Source organism: Leptolyngbya sp. ST-U4 (assembly GCF_039962215.1).
GTDB lineage: Bacteria > Cyanobacteriota > Cyanobacteriia > Elainellales > Elainellaceae > Leptolyngbya_A.
The window spans coordinates 44,808-63,478 of record NZ_JAMPKZ010000002.1 but is presented as its reverse complement, the minus strand read 5'-3'; the positions used below and the strand labels follow the sequence as shown (position 1 = coordinate 63,478).

The 18,671-nt window shown below is 50.8% G+C and carries 13 protein-coding genes and 1 pseudogene; 6 read left to right on the top strand and 8 right to left on the bottom strand.

Translation table 11 applies throughout. The annotated features are described in order from the left end of the window. Positions 1-599 precede the first annotated feature (599 nt). Positions 600-983 carry a hypothetical protein gene (locus NDA02_RS05845; RefSeq protein WP_348254600.1) on the top strand — a complete coding sequence of 128 codons (384 nt, stop codon included), beginning with the start codon at positions 600-602 and terminating at the stop codon, positions 981-983. Between the two features lie 652 nt (positions 984-1,635). Here NDA02_RS05845 and NDA02_RS05840 read toward each other — a convergent pair. From NDA02_RS05840 to NDA02_RS05815, 6 genes are all read right to left on the bottom strand, one after another. Beyond that, complete coding sequence (locus tag NDA02_RS05840) at positions 1,636-2,145, bottom strand: hypothetical protein (RefSeq protein ID WP_190794491.1); 510 nt, start codon at positions 2,143-2,145, stop codon at positions 1,636-1,638. 18 nt (positions 2,146-2,163) lie between these two features. After that, positions 2,164-5,829: a hybrid sensor histidine kinase/response regulator gene (locus tag NDA02_RS05835; protein WP_190794492.1), complete on the bottom strand. Its 3,666-nt coding sequence runs from the start codon at positions 5,827-5,829 to the stop codon at positions 2,164-2,166. Between the two features lie 152 nt (positions 5,830-5,981). Then, on the bottom strand, positions 5,982-9,830 hold the full coding sequence (locus tag NDA02_RS05830) for a GAF domain-containing protein (RefSeq protein ID WP_348254598.1): 3,849 nt from the start codon (positions 9,828-9,830) through the stop codon (positions 5,982-5,984). A 104-nt stretch (positions 9,831-9,934) separates the two neighbouring features. Beyond that, positions 9,935-10,945, bottom strand: coding sequence for a chemotaxis protein CheW (locus NDA02_RS05825; RefSeq protein ID WP_190794494.1), 1,011 nt, complete (start codon positions 10,943-10,945; stop codon positions 9,935-9,937). A gap of 3 nt (positions 10,946-10,948) precedes the next feature. Beyond that, positions 10,949-11,314, bottom strand: a complete 366-nt coding sequence (locus NDA02_RS05820) for a response regulator (protein WP_190794495.1) — start codon at positions 11,312-11,314, stop codon at positions 10,949-10,951. A 28-nt stretch (positions 11,315-11,342) separates the two neighbouring features. After that, on the bottom strand, positions 11,343-12,560 hold the full coding sequence (locus NDA02_RS05815; protein ID WP_348254597.1) for a response regulator: 1,218 nt from the start codon (positions 12,558-12,560) through the stop codon (positions 11,343-11,345). Between the two features lie 517 nt (positions 12,561-13,077). Here NDA02_RS05815 and gvpA point away from each other — a divergent pair. After that, a pseudogene (gene gvpA / locus NDA02_RS05810) lies at positions 13,078-13,296 on the top strand (gas vesicle structural protein GvpA). A gap of 98 nt (positions 13,297-13,394) precedes the next feature. Here gvpA and NDA02_RS05805 read toward each other — a convergent pair. Next, positions 13,395-14,267 carry an alpha/beta fold hydrolase gene (locus NDA02_RS05805; RefSeq protein WP_190794497.1) on the bottom strand — a complete coding sequence of 291 codons (873 nt, stop codon included), beginning with the start codon at positions 14,265-14,267 and terminating at the stop codon, positions 13,395-13,397. 208 nt (positions 14,268-14,475) lie between these two features. Further along, entirely contained in the window at positions 14,476-14,892 is a 417-nt protein-coding gene (locus tag NDA02_RS05800; RefSeq protein WP_190794498.1) for a thioesterase family protein, read from the bottom strand. Positions 14,893-14,952: 60 nt separating this feature from the next. Here NDA02_RS05800 and NDA02_RS05795 point away from each other — a divergent pair, with 60 nt between their 5' ends. From NDA02_RS05795 to NDA02_RS05780, 4 genes are all read left to right on the top strand, one after another. Next, positions 14,953-15,138 (top strand): hypothetical protein, encoded by a 186-nt coding sequence (locus tag NDA02_RS05795; protein WP_348254596.1) that lies wholly within the window; start codon positions 14,953-14,955, stop codon positions 15,136-15,138. A gap of 61 nt (positions 15,139-15,199) precedes the next feature. Continuing rightward, the gene (locus tag NDA02_RS05790; RefSeq protein WP_190794499.1) at positions 15,200-15,631 is read left to right on the top strand and encodes an NUDIX domain-containing protein; all 432 of its coding nucleotides are present in this window, start codon (positions 15,200-15,202) and stop codon (positions 15,629-15,631) included. Between the two features lie 76 nt (positions 15,632-15,707). Further along, positions 15,708-16,622 (top strand): N-acetylmuramic acid 6-phosphate etherase, encoded by a 915-nt coding sequence (gene murQ / locus NDA02_RS05785; RefSeq protein WP_348254594.1) that lies wholly within the window; start codon positions 15,708-15,710, stop codon positions 16,620-16,622. A 184-nt stretch (positions 16,623-16,806) separates the two neighbouring features. Beyond that, positions 16,807-18,546 carry an ABC transporter ATP-binding protein gene (locus NDA02_RS05780; protein WP_190794501.1) on the top strand — a complete coding sequence of 580 codons (1,740 nt, stop codon included), beginning with the start codon at positions 16,807-16,809 and terminating at the stop codon, positions 18,544-18,546. Positions 18,547-18,671 lie beyond the last annotated feature (125 nt).

Below are 18,671 nucleotides of genomic sequence, written 5' to 3'. Positions count from 1 at the left end.
TTAGCGAAGGATTTGAAGAATAGAGGCAAATTGGTATATCTAGGTGCTCTATCCTTAATAAAAGGACTATTCACTCCGTTCTCCAGGCTTGGTTGGTTCATCTCTTCACACGCAGTTTATCTAGACGCTTCATTTGCTCAAAGCAACCGTGCATCTGCCTAAGAGTTTCAGATTAGAGTTACTCATTTATGTATGTTTGCTCCTCTAGATAGCCTGAGTATGGGAGCATCTATCCCAGCAAATTTTGGATTCAGTGTCCTTGCTATAGCAATTGCTCTATGCGAGAGTTCCCAGCCAAACAGCGAAAGAAACATAGCTTAAGAAACATTTTTAAGTTTTGAAAACATTGGAGTTTTGATAAGAAACGTTTCTCTCCAGGGATCTGGCAGGTCAGGTAGCCCAGCATTGAAGTATAGGGAAGTACAGGAAAAGATTGCAGCAAAGAATACAGCATGAAGTTAGCGAAATTTGTGAATAAATGTATTAAAGAGCACCTTCGATTATTCAAAGTGCTGCAAAAATGTTCATAAATATAGGTTGACTTTTATTAAAAACACTGACTAGACCAATAATCCATTTCCTGCTTTTGGATTAGCCTTTTGGCAGCATCAGCTTCTTATCGATTAGCCATGCTGCAAATTCCTTTGACTGCCTACTATCACTACAGCAAGGAACAATTGATGCTAGCCCTGACCCCTTCCTCTACCACCACTCTGGAATCTGCTCCTCATGTGATCCCAGAGCAGCAAATCACCTTGTTCAAGTTCTACATGGATCAGGCTATACAAGATGGACTAACGTACGGAAACGAGTTGTATAGGCTGGCAAAAGAGTTCAGAATCGATGATTGGCTAGAAGCTGATCGATTGGGCTGTGAGTTAATTGGGCAAGGGATTCCAACGGTCATTAGTGTCTCGAAACAGCGGTACAGCGTGTGGATTAGCTTACGGAACCCTCTAGCTGCTACATTTGCTGCTTCCTGACCCTTTACCCTTCAACCTAAACAGTTTTTATGGCAGTCTTTTTAATCACTAAAGGACTTACGTTTCATCATGGCTTTTTCTAGGTCGGTTCAAAGGCTGCTTCACCCAGCAGTTGGTCATCATTTCAGGCTCAGCGCAACGAACCATCCCGATGCAGCTCAGTATCAAGGTATGTATTGTACGATTGTTGCCGTAAAAATAATGCGTGGCGGTGAGCCGATGCTAATTGTCCAGTTTCCTGACGGCATCCAGGTGGCAGGGCTGTTTTTCTGTGAATTAGAAGATGAGGCTGGAAGACCTCTGCAACGTAGTAAGTTTGAGAGAACTTCCCTATCGTACGAGATCCGATGAACTAGCGAGAAGCTGAGAGCAAGTTGTAGATGGGTTCCTACCCCAACAGGCGGGGAGAAATGACATGGTACTCCTTACCTGAAGTAAAGGGTTGTGTGGCAAATAATCCATGAGGACAAATGTTTCTCTCTTGCTGCATCCATTGATCGGCACTGGGAGCCTGAGCAACGGCAGCAAAATGGAGTGGGCGATCGTCCTTGTGTTCTTTCCCTGTTGCGCTTACGGTCGTTCGTCCTGTGCTTCGTTGATAGCAACGTTGGACATTGATGAAAATACTGATCTCGAATAGGGGCGATTGCTCTTACTGAACCAACCCAGAAGCCTGCTTGAGATTCAGCAGAAGAATTGTTGAAAGTCCACGTTGGTTGGTGAGGACTGAAACATGGCAAGCAAGATTTTGAATGAGCTGGCGATAGGCGATCGGCAGTTGGCGAACGGTGGACAGCGGCAGATCCATCAGCGTCGGCGGTTGATCCACTGGGATTGCCCATTGCGCGTGCCCCTGCAATCCGGTAATCAGCAAAAACTGTCCTGAAGTTCCAGCAGATAAAGCTGATTTGTTAGAAACATTGTTGCCAGAAACAGTAGATAGACAGGGATGTAGATTCAACAGGGTTATCGGTTGATTCTCCAGGTAGATAACAGATTGCACATTAGAATAATCGTTTTGAATAACCGATTGGGAAACCACTTTAAGAACGGCAGTGAGCGGCAATGCCAATAAATGATTGGCGATCGTGAATACAACAGCGCGACAGGTTTCAGACTCTAGTGATCGCTCAGCGTTGGTATGAGTCGGAATGGCAGTCATCGTTAAATTCCGTTAGGGTTAAACCTTATCGTGAACAAGAAAATGATGGATCGTGGATAGCAAATTTTGATCGACATAGGGTTTTGTAATAAAATCTGTTGCTCCGAGATCGATCGCAAACTGGCGATATTTTGCGCTGCTGCGGGAAGTCAGCATCACCACCGGAATTTTTGCTAAAGAGCGATGCTGATGACGCTGGCTCAAAAATTCAAAGCCATTCATGCGCGGCATTTCAATATCACAAAGAACTAGGTCAATCCCGGGATGCTTCTGCAAAAATGCCAATCCTTCCAGCCCATCTTTTGCCTGTGAAACTTGATAACCCTCCTGTTGAAGTAACTGCGAGAGGGTTTGCCTCAGGGTTAGCGAATCTTCGATCAGCAGAATGTGAAAATGCCGAGGAGAACGTTTAGACGCTGGAGCGACAGGAGTGCTGGCAGTCAAAGAGGCAGAGGTGGGCAACGCTTGATCCAAAGTTTGCGGTGATGGGCTTGCGGCGAAAGCAGCATCAGCAGGAGAACGAGTCGGTACAATTCCAGGTTGATGAACGGAAGTGCGAGCAGACTCTGTCGCCTGCTGAGAACCTGTGGCTTGCTGAAGGCTGGTGACTTGCTGAAACAGTGTTCTGATATCAATCACCAGTGCGAGCTGATTATTGCCCACAATACAGCAGCCATAGATGTAGGGCGGAGGCGCGATCGCCTGCCCGAAGGGTCGAATGACCAGTTCCTGTTCGCCCAACACCTGCTCCACTTGAATGCCCATTAATCCAGCGTCCGTTCGTACCAGGACAATTGAGAGCGGAGTGGGGATAGGGGGCTGGGCTGCGGCTAGAGTGTGTGGAATTTCAGAATCATTGACGAGATCAGAAACCAGGGCAGACAGGGGACGGACTACGACCGCCTGCTCCTCATCGCCCTTGCGCCACTGCAACACCTGCTGCCTGCCAACCTGCGAAAGCGCATCAGGCTTGGACACAATTTGTTCAATGGCGTCGATCGGTAAGGCGTAACTAATTCCCTGATTTTTGCACAGCAGCAGCTTGGCGATCGTGAGCGAAAGCGGAATTTGCAGTGAAAAAGTTGTGCCCTGCTGGGAAACAGAACTGACGGCAACCGAACCTTTGAATCCCCCGATCTGGGAGCGCACAACATCCAAGCCGACCCCTCGACCGGATAAACTACTAACCTGGGTTGCGGTTGAAAAACCTGGCTCAAACAGATACGACAGCAGCGTATTTTCAGAGGTGGTCGCGATCGCCTTTTCGGGAAGCCAACCCATTTCTACCGCCCGCTGTGCAACTCGCTGGAGGTTAATGCCGGGACCATCATCTTTCACTTCAATAATCGTGCGATGTCCCTGATGATAGGCATTAATTTCAATTCGCCCCACAGCAGGCTTCCCCATCGCTTGTCGGGTTTCTGCTGGTTCAATCCCGTGATCGAAGGCGTTGCGAACCAAATGCAAAAGCGGATCGTAGAGTTTTTCAACGATCGTTTTATCCACTAAGACTTGGGTTCCCGTGACAATCACTTCAACAGGCTTATGATGGGACGTTGATAATTGCTGAATGACTTGCGTTAATCGAGCAAATAGGGCGTCGAGCGGCTGCATTCGGAGCGCGGTGAGGTCGTTACCCACGACAAATAACAGCCGTTGCTGTGCTTCTAGCGATCGGCGAGATTGCCGGATGGTTTGATCCAGTGCTTCTGAAATGGATTTCAGCTCCATGACTTTATCCAGCGTGGAGCGAGACAAAATATGAATCTCGCTATATCGATCCATTTCCAGCTCATCAAACTGCTGCACAATGGAAGAAGCATGTTCTGTGTTTTTGCAGTTATGGGGCTGACGCGAGAGCAGGAACCGATCGCTCTGGCTACAAAGCTGATCAATGGTTCGCTGCTGTTTTTGCAGCCGATCCAGCAGTTCCTGCACCATCAAACGCAAGGTATCATCCTGGCTAGTTTGCTGATTCTGATTAATTAGCAGTTCCCCGATTAAATAGTTAAGTTTCTCCAGCTTTTCTAAATCCACGCGCACCGAGGCGTTAGGAGTCGATAGCGTGGAAGCCGCAGGATTCGCTGATGAGGATTTAAACGAAACCGCAGTGGGGGAAGGGTAGGAACGCTGGGAAGATTCTTTTTCCAGTATGCTCGGAGACTGCGATCGATTCAGCTCGATTGATGAGTTTGGAAATGAAGTAGAAGACGATTCTGCGATTGATTGAGCCACATCATTGAGTTCAATAGCAACATCAAAAGCTCGATCCGAGTTGAATTCTGGATTAAAAGAATCAATATTTTCTGATGTATCGTTTGGTGCAGGGGTTTCAATGCACCACGGACTCCTGCTTTCCTCAAAATTTTCTAAGCTGTTTGCTGCAAAGGAAACGTTCCACGCCTCGCTGGGTGAATCGGATTCGGCTGCGTTCGAGTCGGCGATCGCGAATCCATTGGCTACACTGGCGGATGGAGAATCAAGATTACTGAGCAGTGCTTCAAGGGGCAGGGTCGGAGGCAGATCCGAAGATAGATTCTCTGCAAAGGGGGAAACCACAGGAGTATTCCGAGAAGCAGGAAGAAAGGTTGGACGCAGGAATAAAGGACGGAATCTTCTCGATAATGTTTTCGATGACGTGATCTTGGTTTTGAGACGTTGCAGCCAGGCTTCGAGGGGAATTTCCGTTTGCAGCAGGTTGATCAATGAAGCGAGAGGTGAGTTGATCTGGGCTGAAAATGCCCGTGCGGAGGCGAGCGTGGGGGAAAGCGCAGATTGGGTTGATTCCGGAATCTGATTGTTCGGCTGTTGTGAAATTCTGCCGTTGAGCATCTCTGGGGCAGTGCTGGCATCACGACCTGAATGCCCTATTGAAGCAGGCTCAACAGACCTGGAGTGAGCAAACTGCTGCAACTGGGGAGACGGTGCGCCACCCTGGCTGCGATCGCCTGCCAATACCTGGGCTCGTCCCTGGGTGAAATCTTGGAGTGCGATCTGAGCGATCGGGTGAGTCGCTTCGGGATGGCGTTCTAGCGCGGCCAGTGTCGTTTGGGCGATCGCCGCAAATCCCGGCAACTCCAGAGATTCTGCCAATCCCAGGAAAATCTCAGCTTGCGATCGCAGTACCTCATCCAAATCGGGTGCGTGGCGAACAACTGCCTGGCTCAGTTCTTCTAATCGCTGCGTCACACCAATCTCAAACATGGACTGCACCATATCAAACCCCAGTTCCGCTGATGAGGGAATCGGGGTATCGCGGTCAAACCGATCGCCTAGCTTTTCCTGTAATCGAGCGATTACATCGGCTGCCCGGTTGAGCGTATCCGACTCATCGACCTGGCTGCCATCTAGCTGAGCCGTTAACAGCAGACGCAGGCATTCGTAGCCCTCAAACAGCAGCCCTTCAATCTCGGTATCAATTTCGACCGCTGGATTGTAGAAGGCGCGGAAGATATCTTCCAGAACGTGGGCGACGTTATTAATCGCACTGAGTCCAACACTGGCAGCGGCTCCTTTCAGCGTGTGAGCTGCCCGCATGAGTTCATGAACGTTGGCTGAAGTACGATTGGAGCGCAGACTCAACACCCCCTGCTCAATGATTTTGAGTAAATCCTGAGCTTCGGTAAGGAAGTAGCTGTTATGGGGTGGGTCGGAATGGGTTGGAGTGCGGAGTATGGGGGTCATGGCAGGGATAGATGCTGAGCGCGTTCTCGAAGCGTGGAATCAGGCAGTCAGCTTGCGTAGGATGGGTTAGCGCAGCGTACGCACGGGTGTCAGGTGTTTTGGGAATTAAGGCGTTACGGCTTTCGCCTAACCTATCCTACGAAACTACAAACCTACGAGACTTTGAACTGATCGACACTGGTTTGCAGAGCTTCCGCCGTTTTCAGCAACTCCTGGAAAGATGCAGAAATCTGAATTGCTTCCTGGGAAGTTTGCTGGACGATCGCCGCCACATCGGTCATGGTTGCCGTCACAGTCTCGGACTGATGGGTTTGGTTTTGAGCTGCCTGGGTAATTGCTTCCACCAGCTGGCTGATTTGAGCCGTGGCAGAAACAATCTCGGTCAGGCTTTGGCGGGTAGTGTTCACCAGGCCTGTCCCGCTGACAACCTGCTCGATTCCGGCGTCCATTGCGGTGGCAACAGCACTGGTTTCAATTTGAATTTCCTGCACCAGCTTTTCAATTTCCGTCGTTGCTTCTGCAGACTGTCGCGCCAAAGCACGGACTTCATCGGCAACGACCGCAAAGCCTCGCCCTGCTTCTCCGGCACGGGTCGCTTCGATCGCCGCATTCAGCGCAAGGAGCTGAGTCTGTGAAGTAAAGGTGCTGATTAGATTCACCACTTTTGAGATTTTTTGGGACGATTCGCTCAATCGTTTGATCTTCTTACTTGTTTCCGATACCGTCTCCCGAATTCCTAAAATTCCATCAACTGTGCGATTCATTGCAATATCTCCCTGCTGCACGATCGCATTGGCTTGCTGTACCGCGACGTTGACTTGCTGGGCGTTTGCGGCAACGGCTTTGGTGGAATCTAGCATCACCTGAATTTGCCGCAGAGCGTGGGCGATATCCTGTGCTTCACGCTGAGCCTGCTGCGATAGTCCGGCGATCGCGCCTCCGCTTTGTTGGGAGGTTTCTCCGACCTGGCTTGCGGCGGTTTGCACCTGTAATACTAATTTCCGCAGGCTCTGCAACGTATTGTTGTAGGCATCTGCTACCGTTCCCACTTCGTCTTCGGTAATCGGTGCGCGCACGGTTAGGTCTCCATCCAGAGCAGGACGAACAGACGTTAGGAGCCGCAACACGCTGCGCTGAAGGGTTTCACGGCTTTCTTTTTCACGGGCGATCGCCATCGCGCCCTGCTGCGCCTGGATTTGGAGCTGCTCCACATACTCAGATTGCTGCAAGGCAAAACCAAGCTGCAAGGCAATTTGGTTCAGCAGACGCACATCCTCTTCTTCCCAGTGGTACGGTGCACTGTGCTGGAAAGCGGACAGCAAACCCCAAAGTTTTTGTCCTTTGAAGATGGCAACCACGGCACAGGCTCTAAAGCCAAAGAATTCTAGGGCTTCGACGTGGCAATCGGTCATGCCTGCTTCATACACATCATTGGCAACCATGAATTCGTTATTGCGGAAGCGTCCGCCCTGATGTTCCTGCAAATAGGGGTCTTCCCAGGCAGCCCCGACTAAACTGGGATAATCACCTAGCTTGGATTCCGCCACAATATCGCCGTAATAGTCATCGCGGAACTTGTAGATCGCCACCCGCTCGACGCTCAGTAGCTTGCGGACTTCCTGAGTTGCCGTCTCAAAAATGGTGTTGATATCCAGCGATTTGCGAATCTTTTCCACGACCTTGGCAAGTGCCCGTTCGACCTCTGCTTCTCTAGCAGCTTTGCGGTTTTGGGCTTGAATCTGGCTCAGATACTCAGCCTGGTTAATTGCAACACTGAGCGGACTGCTGAGCTGCAACATGATTTTAACTTCTTCGTCCTGCCATTGGCGGGAATTCGAGTTTTGGTACGCTGCCAACAGTCCCCACAACCTGGAATCTTGGAAAAGCGGCACAATAATGTAGGCGCGACACTCATACTTTTCCAGTGTGTCCAGGTAGCAGCGGGAAAAATTCATTGTGTAAATATCATCGACCCGCTTGTATGGACAGCCACGAGTGTAGTCGCCCCCTTTGGTCTGCTGAAAGTAGGTGTCTGAATTGAGCGTTCCTGAAGTGGTCAAATCCCGAACAGTGCAACGATCCTCCAGAGCAAGGCTCTGCTTGAGCGTCTGATCCTCGGATTGCGACTGAATCACTGAAACCCAACCTGCCCCTACAGATTCGGCGACAAATTCACCGCCCCAGTCTTCGGTAAATTTGTAAATTCCGACTCGATCGCAATTTAACACCCGCCGCAGTTCTTGAGTGGTGGCTGTAAAAACGCTGTTAATATTCAAACTCTGCCGGATCTTAGCAATTACACGGTTTAGCGTCTGTTCTCGCTCTGCGGTTTTTGCCAGTTGAGCCGCGTATTCAGATTGCTTAATGGCAATTCCCACCTGGTCAGCAATTTTCATCATCAAGCGAATCTCGTCCTCTTCCCACCGTCGCGCACCTCGATTTTGAAAGGCAGACAGCAAGCCCCACAATCGATCGCCCTGAAAGATAGGCACTATGACATAGGCGCGCACCTGATAAAACTCCAACGACTCAACGTGGCAATCCGTCAGCAGCCGTTTGGGACGAACCAGACTAAATCCGTTATTTTCCCAGATCGTTTCTCCAGTGTGAATGTCATCGACAATTAGCGGAACGTTATCACGCAACCGCCCGCCCTTTTGTTCACTCAAATAGGGGTCTTCCCATCCACTGCCCACCAGCTTGGGATAGTCTCCGGTCACAGACTCCGCAATAAAATCGCCAGAGTAATCGTCGCGGAACTTGTAGATCGTCAGTCGCTCCACGTTCAGGAGCTTTCGCATTTCCTGCGTTACGGTATTGTAAATGGTCGTCAGATCATTGGCCTGGCGCAGTCTGCCCACAACACGAGAAATTGCCCGCTCCCGCTCGAGCAGGTTTAAAGTTTGTGCCTGGGATTGGGCTATCTGAAGCTGGAGACATAGTTCAGAGCCAACTTGCAGCAGCAAACTGGTTTCGACCTCTTGCCAGCGTTTCGCCTCGCCGCCGTGCAGCACTGCCATCAGTCCCCAAACGGTTCCATCAACGACGATCGGGAAGACCAGACTGGCGCGCAGCTGCAAGCGTTCTAGAAAATGCCGCTGGTAGGTAGACAACTGGGTTTCATGGATATCTTCCATTATGAACAGGGAAGCACTCAGGTAATCCTCCTGCTGGTTCCGACCAAAACAGCCCGCAGGCAGCGTTCTTTCTTTCAGGCTGGGCGCATCATAGTCTGCTGTTTCGCTGAGTACCGTGACCTGGGTTTGACTCACAAAGCGCAGAAGCATCACCCGATCGCCGTTCAACGCCATCTGTAGACTCGTTACCGCAATTTGAAAGGCAGCGTCCTGCTTTGCCGCCTGCCGCATTTCCTGGATGATTGCTGTCCCTTGGTGTTTCAGCGTCTCAAGCTGTTTCTGCACCCTTAACTCGACCAGCTTTTCGACATCGTGATGGGCACTTTTGTAGAGTCTGACGAGCTGTTGCAGGTTATCGCGTAATTCGGGCTTGCTGAGCAATTCCGCTTTTTCCAGCTCCTTTTTAATCGTCAACACCGACTCACAAAACTGCTGCACACTGGCGGAGTTTTGAGCCTGATTCAGCTTAGCGGCTATGGGGCGATCGTTGCTCAGCGTCACCGCAACCGCAGGCGGAGAAGTAAATCCCATTAATTGATCCAGCACTGCAGTTTGGGCAATGTTTTGAGAATTATTTTGAGAACTATGCTCGTGTTCAGTTACCATCATCGGCAGCTTGCCGCTTCTACCGTTTTTGCCATTACTCTGTCCGTTACCGTTCGCGTTACTGCTGCTTTTACCGTTGTCGTGACTTTCCCGGTTATCGTTTCTGTCAAAACTTTCTCCGTTGCCGTTCGTCTGCTTGCCTTGTTCCGACCGGGGAGGCATTTCCTCAGACATAGGCTGGCTCCAAGCAACAGGCTGGTCATCAAACCCAGCAAAAAGGTCATCGCTTGCATCGTCGGATAGGTAGGAGCTGTTCATAGTGCAGTCTTTTGCAGAAGGTAGACGAGTGGATAAGAGAAACTTGAAGCAGGGAAACGGGTCGATCGCCTTTGGATTGTCGCGCTTGGGCGATCGCGTTTGGGCTATTGATAAATTTGCAGTCTGGGATCGTTTATCAGGGCCTTCAGGCTGAGCACAGGGCTACTCGAACTGCTCAGGTAGCCTTGAATAAAGGGCTGGAGCTGAGGTGAGAATAGGTCTGCGAGGGCAGGCTGTATTTGCTGAAGCGGATAGGGCTCAATCTCTAGTACCTCAGAAACGACTAGTCCCAGCGTTTGATGCTCTACTTCAATGACGATCACGGTTAACCCCTGCCCAGCAGTCCACCCAATAGGAAATCCAGGAACCTGCTGCCCGGAAGACGAACTTGCAGAACTCAGCCGTTTAGAGGAGGATTTGGAGCGCGAGGATGAGGAATTTTCCAAACCAACCTGGATTCCCAAATCAACCAGCCAAAGGATATTACCCCGACAGTTGTAGACGCCCAGAACCCCGGCTGGCATTTGCGGGACGGGCAGAATTGCCGATGGTGGAACTTTGAGAATTTCCTTAACTCCCTCCAACGGTAAAAGTGCCGTTTCTTCAGCGGCGAAATAGAACCGAAGAAACGGAGTCAGGACAACCGATTCCGTGGATAGAGGCGGATTGGCTGACTGCAATTTAAGCCGATCGGAAATGACTCCCTGCTGTAACCACTCAGCGAGAGAGACAGTACCCAAAGCAACCGCATCGAGAGAGGCAATATCACTTCCTGGGGTGGCGATGCTACGCTTCAGGTTGATGACTGCCTGCCATTCTGTCTGGTGCTGTCCCTTGATTCGTCCATACACTTCAATCTGAGCAATTCCTTTTGGATTGAGAGTACTCAACTCTTGATGAACCCACGTCAGCAACGGCTGGTGCGGTAGCGGGGTGGTAGATTCCAGCAAAATGCCCACTCGATTCTCTCTGCGATTGCCCTGAACCTGAATGCCTCTGGAATTGAGTTTCTGATTCAGCAGCACGGCGATCGCCTGAATGTCTCCCTGCTGCGCCTGCTTTTGCCGGATCTGGTCTGGCGGAAGCCCCAGATTCCGTTGATGTAGCTGCTGCATCACTCAACTCCGAAGTAATTTCTGCACGGTTTGCACGAGTGCCTGATAGCTTTCGGATTTGGGCACATAGGCATCTGCACCCAACATTTTTCCCCAGAGCTGGTCGGCTTCGGTGCTTTTCGATGAGCGAATCACGACTGGAATCGAGCTGGTTTGGGCAGTGCTTTTTAACTCCCGGCACCATTCAAACCCACTCTGTCCGGGCAGAATCACGTCTAGCACAATCAGGTCTGGCTTGTGCTGTTGCAGGCGGGTGCGCGCTTCATCGGTACTTGTTGCACTAACCACATAAAGTCCAGCTTGCTGTAAGCAACGACCCACGAAATCTGCTTCTGTTTGAGAATCTTCGACGAGGAGTACAGTATTCATAGCGGTGAATTCCAGAGAGAATAAAGGGTTAAACGATAAAAGAATCAGTCGAAAATTCTGGAGAGACGATCGATCGGTTCTCTAAAGAACGATTCGCAGAACCCGCAGTGCGATTTCTCAAATGACGGTTGATCACAGCAATGACTTTATCAGACTCAATCGGTTTCGAGAGAAAGTCAGAAGCACCCACCACCCTGGCGCGAACGCGATCGATAATGCCATCATTCCCCGTCAGAATCACAATTGGGATATCTTTGAAGGATGAAACGCGACGAATTTGAGTACAGATCTCATAACCGCTTGCGATCGGCATTACGAGATCGAGAAAGATAAAGCTGGGTTTCTGAGCCAGAAGCGTGGGCAATGCCTGGAAAGAGTCGTGAATTGCAATGAAGCGGTATCCTGCCTGGGTAATGATTTCACTCATCGTTTCACAGACTTTCACGCTATCGTCAATACAAACGATCAGAGGTTGATGCTCTGCCACTTTGACCTTTAGCTCGGTGAGCTGGTAAGGGGGAGCGGGTAAGTCGGCGATCGTTTGCAAGCCCATTAAGCCCTGCTGAAAATAGGGGCTAAAAGAACGCGCAACTGCCAGTACATCCTGCTTAATTTGAAAGGCGAGATCTCGCAAGGATGAGTTGCCGTTGACCAGTGATTTGAGCGAACTGTAAGAGTTGCCGGAGAGCTGCTTTTCAAGAGCATTGGCATTCTTTAAAACGGGTGCGAGATTAGGCGAAATGCTGGTTAATCCAGCGTTAAACCAATTGCCCCAGAGGTACTGCGATCGGGCAACTGCCTGTTCTGAATCTAATAAAACTGGTGGTTCACCGACATCGGCCTGCGCCTCAAAATGTCCCATTAGACTGCTATTGACTTCAAAGCTTTGCACCAGGTCAAACAAAACTTCGATGACGACTTGCTGAATCATTGCAATTCCCTGATCGCGTGAAATTTGCTGCCGCATCATTAAAAGGGCGATCGCCGTATATTCCCAATCGCTCACGATGTCCTGTTGACGAAGCCGAATTCCTCCAGGATCAAGCTCAGGGCAATAATGCTTTATGCAGCGATACCACCGACGAAAGCGATGCTCACCCCCGCCACCCCAGGCAATTCGCCCCAAGCGAAACACAAGCTTCCAAGACTGATTGGCATTAGATTGGAGGGTATAAGTGCCCGTCAGCTGTGAGTTCTTGATTGATTTAACATGAACTAGAAACTGCCCTAGCGATAACTTTTCCACAATGGTACCTGCCTCCCTCGCCCCAATTCTCTAAGTGAGCCAACTTAGAAGTTTGAATAGCATCATTTATTTCTTATGAAGCCCAAAACTGGGTAAAAAATAACAATTACGCGATCAAACGAGTCAAGAGAGCTAATGCTTTCATTCACAAAATCGTTTGCACCGGTTTAGGCTGGGTTTGAATCCTATACTTGCCAATCTCTTACAAGCGGCAAGCCAAGTTCTCGTCCAAACCATGACGTGTCAAATTCTTTTCTTTATTAAATCCTAAACATCATAAACGTGTTATTGCTGAAAATACGATCTGGGCGGTTCACTTTTTCAGCAATTTATCAAAAAGATAAATAATTAGTGATTCTACGGAAATTTTTTCTCGTGATTTTACCGAGATTCCGTTTATTCAAACTTCTGTTCTTCCAGTATTTATCTCGTGATCGCTAAGGCATCAAATTCTTATTCTGTTGAACGTACGCTCACTGACAATTCTACAACTCGATAACTTATTCAAGCGTATTGGATGGCAGTTGAAAAAGTGAATTCCTCGTCTAGCCTGGCTGAAGTTGTCGATCGCATTCTCGACAAAGGGATTGTTGTCGATACCTGAGTGCGGGTTTCGCTGGTCGGCATTGAACTGCTGGCAATTGAGGCACAGGTCGTCATTGCTTCGGTAGAAACCTATTTGAAGTATGCAGAAGCCGTGGGTCTCACCGCTCAGGCTGCGGTTCCTTCTGCCTAACCACTGTCTTACCAACAGGCGGATCATCAAACTGGACTGAGTGAGACAGCAGTCGCTCTGCTTACTCAGTCCTACCCCGGCATCCCGCATTCCTGCTTCTACTTTGGCTGTGCCAAAAACTCGCGAATGTACTGATTTACAAGCTGCGGCTGTTCCTGCTGTACCCAATGGCTACAGTTGGGAATATAGCGAATAGTCAAATCCTCGACGTATTCCTCAGTACCATAGGTCAGTTCAGTGCCGAGGGCAGTGTCTTTCTCGCCCCAAATCATCAGCGTTGGCACGTCCAGCATTCCCCAGTCGCGACTGAGCAGTTCCGACTGCAAGAAATTCGCCCGATAGTAGTTGAGCATTGCGGTGAGTGCGCCCCGTTTTGCAGCCGCGTCTTTGTATGCCTCTAAATCTGCGGATGCGAAGGTTTGCTTATTGACTGCCATCCCGGTCAATGCAGTTGCCAACAACTGATAGTCATTTGCCTGAATCAGCATTTCCGGCAGACCTGGAATCTGAAACAGAAAGATATAGGAACTGCGAAGCAACTGTTGCGGCATTCGTAGTCCTTGAGCAAACTTAGCAGGGTGAGGAAGATTGAGCACGATCAGCCGATCGACCAGATGCGGATAGTCATAGGCAAACGTCCAGGCGATCATCCCGCCCCAGTCATGCCCCACCACCACGGCAGAATCATAGCCTAGCCCGTGAATGACCCCTTCAACATCCAGCAGCAGTTCTGGCATTCGGTACGCACTGACCTCCTGTGGCTTGTCACTCTCGTTATAGCCGCGCAGATCGATCGCCACCACCTTGTAATCTTTAGCAAACTCAGGAATTTGATGCCGCCACGAATACCAGAACTCCGGGAATCCGTGCATCATCAGCATGAGTGGACCCTCGCCCTGGGTCACGTAGTGCAGCTTCACGCCATTGCTGATAATCGATTGGTGTAACCATGAGCCTTGGAGTGTGGTCATTGTGTGCCTCCATTGAGTTGGTAGGGGGGATCAGGGAAGGGGGAGATCAAGAAGGAGAAAGGGATAGATTGGTTGTTTGCAATCGGGGGTTCTAGGGTCAAGTGTGCTGCTGGTTGATCGCTCAAGCCGATTGATAAGTGTTGTGATAATTAATCAACTGCATTCCGACTCGCTCCTCACCCCTTATCCCCTCATCTCCTTATCTCTTCTACCGCTTAACCAACTCCCCAAACGCCTCCTGAATCGCCTCCGGGATCGGTTTTGGGCGCATTGTTGCTTCATCGACCCAGACCCAGAGAGCCTCCGCAGAAACAATCAAATCGGGTTCTCCCTGGCGGCGAATCTCATAGCAACGCAGGGTACGGACTCCGCGCATTTCCTGGAGCCAGGTGGTGATTTTCAGCATGTCGCCTGCCACTGCCGGACGCAGATACTCGATCGCCACTCGCCGCATGACAAACAATCCTCCCAATGCCCGGTAGCGATCGGGGGTGAAGCCAAGGGATTCGGAATGCTCGATCGCTGCCTGCTCCAGATAGTGCTGATAGACAGCATTGTTAACGTGACCCAGAGCATCCATCTCGTAGTGGCGAACACGCAGTTGTGTAACAAAGCGTTGAGTCATAGAACGTTAAGGGAGTTAGATTGAATGTGGCACGTTTAGGGCGATCGGCTCATCTTTCACATGGAGGAGTTCGGCTCGTTCAAGCGTCGGGATTGGTGTTTTGTAGGAGCGATCGGAGTCGGGCAAGCTCCTGCTCAGCGGCTTCTGCCCGTTGTCGTTCCTGCTCTGCCCGTTGCCGATCCAGCCGCAGCGGAGGGGATCGATTGCGTCATCTCGCAGTCCTCCAGAAAACTTCTCTCATTTTAGAGCGGGTTCTGGTTCGGCAAGGATTTATTCTGATTGTTAGCCATTTTTCAGGGAACGCCCCGTGACTCACCACAATCCTACCCCCACCGTTGACATTATCATCGAGCTAATCGATCGCCCCAATCGCCCGATCGTCCTGATTGAGCGCAGAAACGAGCCGTTGGGCTGGGCAATTCCGGGCGGCTTTATCGACTACGGCGAATCGGCAGAATCGGCAGCCATGCGCGAAGCCTTCGAGGAAACCTGCCTTCAGGTCGAACTGGTGAAGCTGCTGGGGGTTTATTCTGACCCGAAGCGCGATCCGCGTCAGCATACGATGAGTGCTGTTTATGTTGCAACTGCCATTGGTGATCCGATCGCCGAAGATGATGCTCAAGGGATCGGCGTGTTTGAACTCTGGGAAATTCCCCAGCTGCTTTGCTTTGACCACGATCGAATTCTGCGGGACTACAGATATTTGCGCGATTATGGGCTATATCCGAAGGTGAAGTAGGAGAAGTTCCCCTGCTAGATCCCATGTCCGACAAACGGTACACTTTAGCTCGGACATCCTCTCGCACTCGCTACCCATGCAGAATATGACGGAACGGGGACATTTGCTGACCGAGCAGACCAACCCCAACAGCCAGAACCTCGATCAGATGACCGCCGTGGAGATCGTTGAGCTATTCAACCAGGAAGATGCTCAGGCAGTGGCAGCCGTAGCAGCCGCAAAAGCAGACCTGGCAAAGGCGATCGATCTCATTGCAGAATCTCTCCGGCGGGGCGGCAGGCTGTTTTATGTGGGTGCGGGAACGAGCGGACGCTTAGGCGTTCTCGACGCTGCCGAATGTCCTCCCACTTTCTGTACGCCGCCTGAACTGGTGCAGGGCATTATCGCAGGCGGAGCTGGGGCACTGGTTCGCAGCTCCGAAGATCTCGAAGATCGGGCAGAAGACGGCATGGAAGCGATCGCTCATCGCCAGATCACAAATCACGATGTTGTCGTCGGGATCACCGCAGGCGGCACAACCCCTTATGTGCATGGAGCCATTCACGCAGCTCAGCAGCGTGGCGCAAACACGATTTTTATTGCCTGTGTGCCGATCGAGCAGGTCAGCCTCTCCGTTGATGTTGATATTCGCCTCCTGGTCGGGGCAGAAATTCTCGCAGGCTCTACTCGCCTCAAAGCCGGAACCGCCACTAAACTCGCCCTGAATATCCTCTCGACCGGAACAATGGTGAAACTGGGCAAAGTCTACGGCAACCGGATGGTCGATGTCTCCGTCACTAATCGCAAGCTGTACGATCGCGCCCTTCGCATTTTGCAAGACCTGACCCAACTCCCCCGCTCGGATGCCGCCGAACTTTTAGAAAAAAGCGATCGTCAAGTCAAACTTGCCCTCCTGATGCACTGGAGCGGACTGGATGCGATCGCCGCCAAGCAGCGTCTTGCTGAACAGGGAGGAGACTTGCGTCGAGCACTTCAGGGGATACGGGGATGAGGTGAAAACACTAGCAACCTTGAATCTGAAAAGGAAATTACTTCTCTAGTCCCTCACCCTCTTTGCCCTTTACTCCCCATTTTCCTAATACCCATCTCCCTCTCTTCATCTCCCTATCCCCTCATCTTTCCACCTCCTCATATCTTTTCATCTCCTCATATCTTTTCACCTCCCCATCCACCCCATGCCCCGATCGACCTACTGGCAACTCCTCCCCTACCTCCGTCCTCAAACGGGCACGATCGTTCAGGCATTGCTCTGTACGCTGGTTTTCACGGTTTGCTGGCCCCTTCTAGCAGCATTGGGTGGGCAACTGCTCAGTTTTTTGGTGAAGGGGGATGTGCTGAATCTGGCGAAAACAGCGGCGATCGTGGCACTCGTCTTCCTAGTGCAGAAGACGGCACAGTACGGACAGGATGCGCTGATGGCAAAGGCTTCTCTGGCGATCGCGCTGAATTTAAGAAAGCGAACCTACGCGCACCTGCAAACCCTGAGCCTCAGCTATTTTGAACGAGCACAGACGGGCGATCTCACTTATCGATTAACAGAGGATATCGATCGCATTGGTGAAGCCATCAACAAAGTCTTTCACGATTTCATCCCCTGCGTGTTGCAGTTGATTCTCGTGTTTGGCTACATGGTGTATCTCAATTGGCAGCTCACGCTGGCAAGTTTAATTGCCGTTCCGTTATTGGGTGGGTTGATTAGCTGGTTTGGCGAACGTATCTTAAAACAATCTCGCCGCAGCCAATCTTTAATTTCTGATTTATCTTCTTTGGTGACAGAAGTTTTTAGCGGCATTCGATTAGTGCGGGCATTTGCGGCAGAAGCGTATGAAGTCGATCGCTTTAGTGTAGAAGCCGAACGCAATCGGCGGGCAAAGTACAAGGCAGCATGGCTGAAGGCAGTGCAGTTTCCCGTGGTGGGTTTTCTGTATGCGGTGAGTATTTTGCTGCTGCTGCTGCTGGGGGGCTGGCAAATCGCGCAGGGCAACCTCACCGGAACGGAGTTTGGTAGCTATGCGGTTGCAGTAGCGTGGCTGATTGACCCGATCGCCCACCTTCCAGAAAACTACAACGAATTCAAGCAGGCAGAAGCCTCGGTCGATCGCATTTTTGAGCTGCTGCACATCGAGCCTGCCGTCGTCGAGCAACCCAACGCCCAACCCCTACCCTGGGTAAGCGGCAAGGTCGAATTGCGTGATGTTTGCTTTAGCTATAAACCCAATCAGCCCGTTTTGCAAAGCCTCAGCCTGCTGGCGTTTCCCGGTGAAGCGATCGCATTAGTCGGGGCATCGGGAGCAGGCAAAACAACGCTGGTGAATCTGCTGCCGCGCTTTTACGATCCGCAAGCCGGACAAATCCTGATCGATGGGGTGGATATTCGTCAGGTGACGCTCAGCAGCCTCCGTCGCCAGATCGGAATTGTGCCGCAGGAAACGGTGCTATTTTCTGGGACGATCGCCCAAAATATTGCCTTTGGTCAGCACAATTATGATATCGGCGCGGTGATTGCTGCTGCAAAAGTTGCAAATGCTCATCAGTTTATTTCCCAGTTTCCAGACGGCTATGATTCCTGGGTGGGGGAACGGGGCGTGAATCTCTCCGGCGGACAGCGACAGCGCATTGCGATCGCCCGTGCCGTCCTGCTCAATCCCCGCATTCTGATTCTGGATGAAGCCACGTCTGCTCTTGACTCTGAATCCGAAGCCCTGGTGCAGGAAGCTCTCGAACGACTAATGCAAAACCGCACCGTGTTTATCATTGCCCACCGCCTCGCTACCATCCGTCGCGCCGATCGCATTCTGGTAATAGAGCAGGGTCGCGTGGTGGAATCGGGAACGCATCAGGAACTTCTGGCGCACAGTGGACGCTATGCTCGCTTTTACGCGAAGCAGTTTGAGACGATCGACGCCGGAAATTAGATGTTTCAGAAATAGGAAGAATCATCCTAATTTCGATCGTTACAGTCTGCCTGCTTCTGTCCCCAAAGATGAGTTCGATCGAGCTAGATGCCCATATTGTACTGCTTTAGAATCGAGAGATCTTC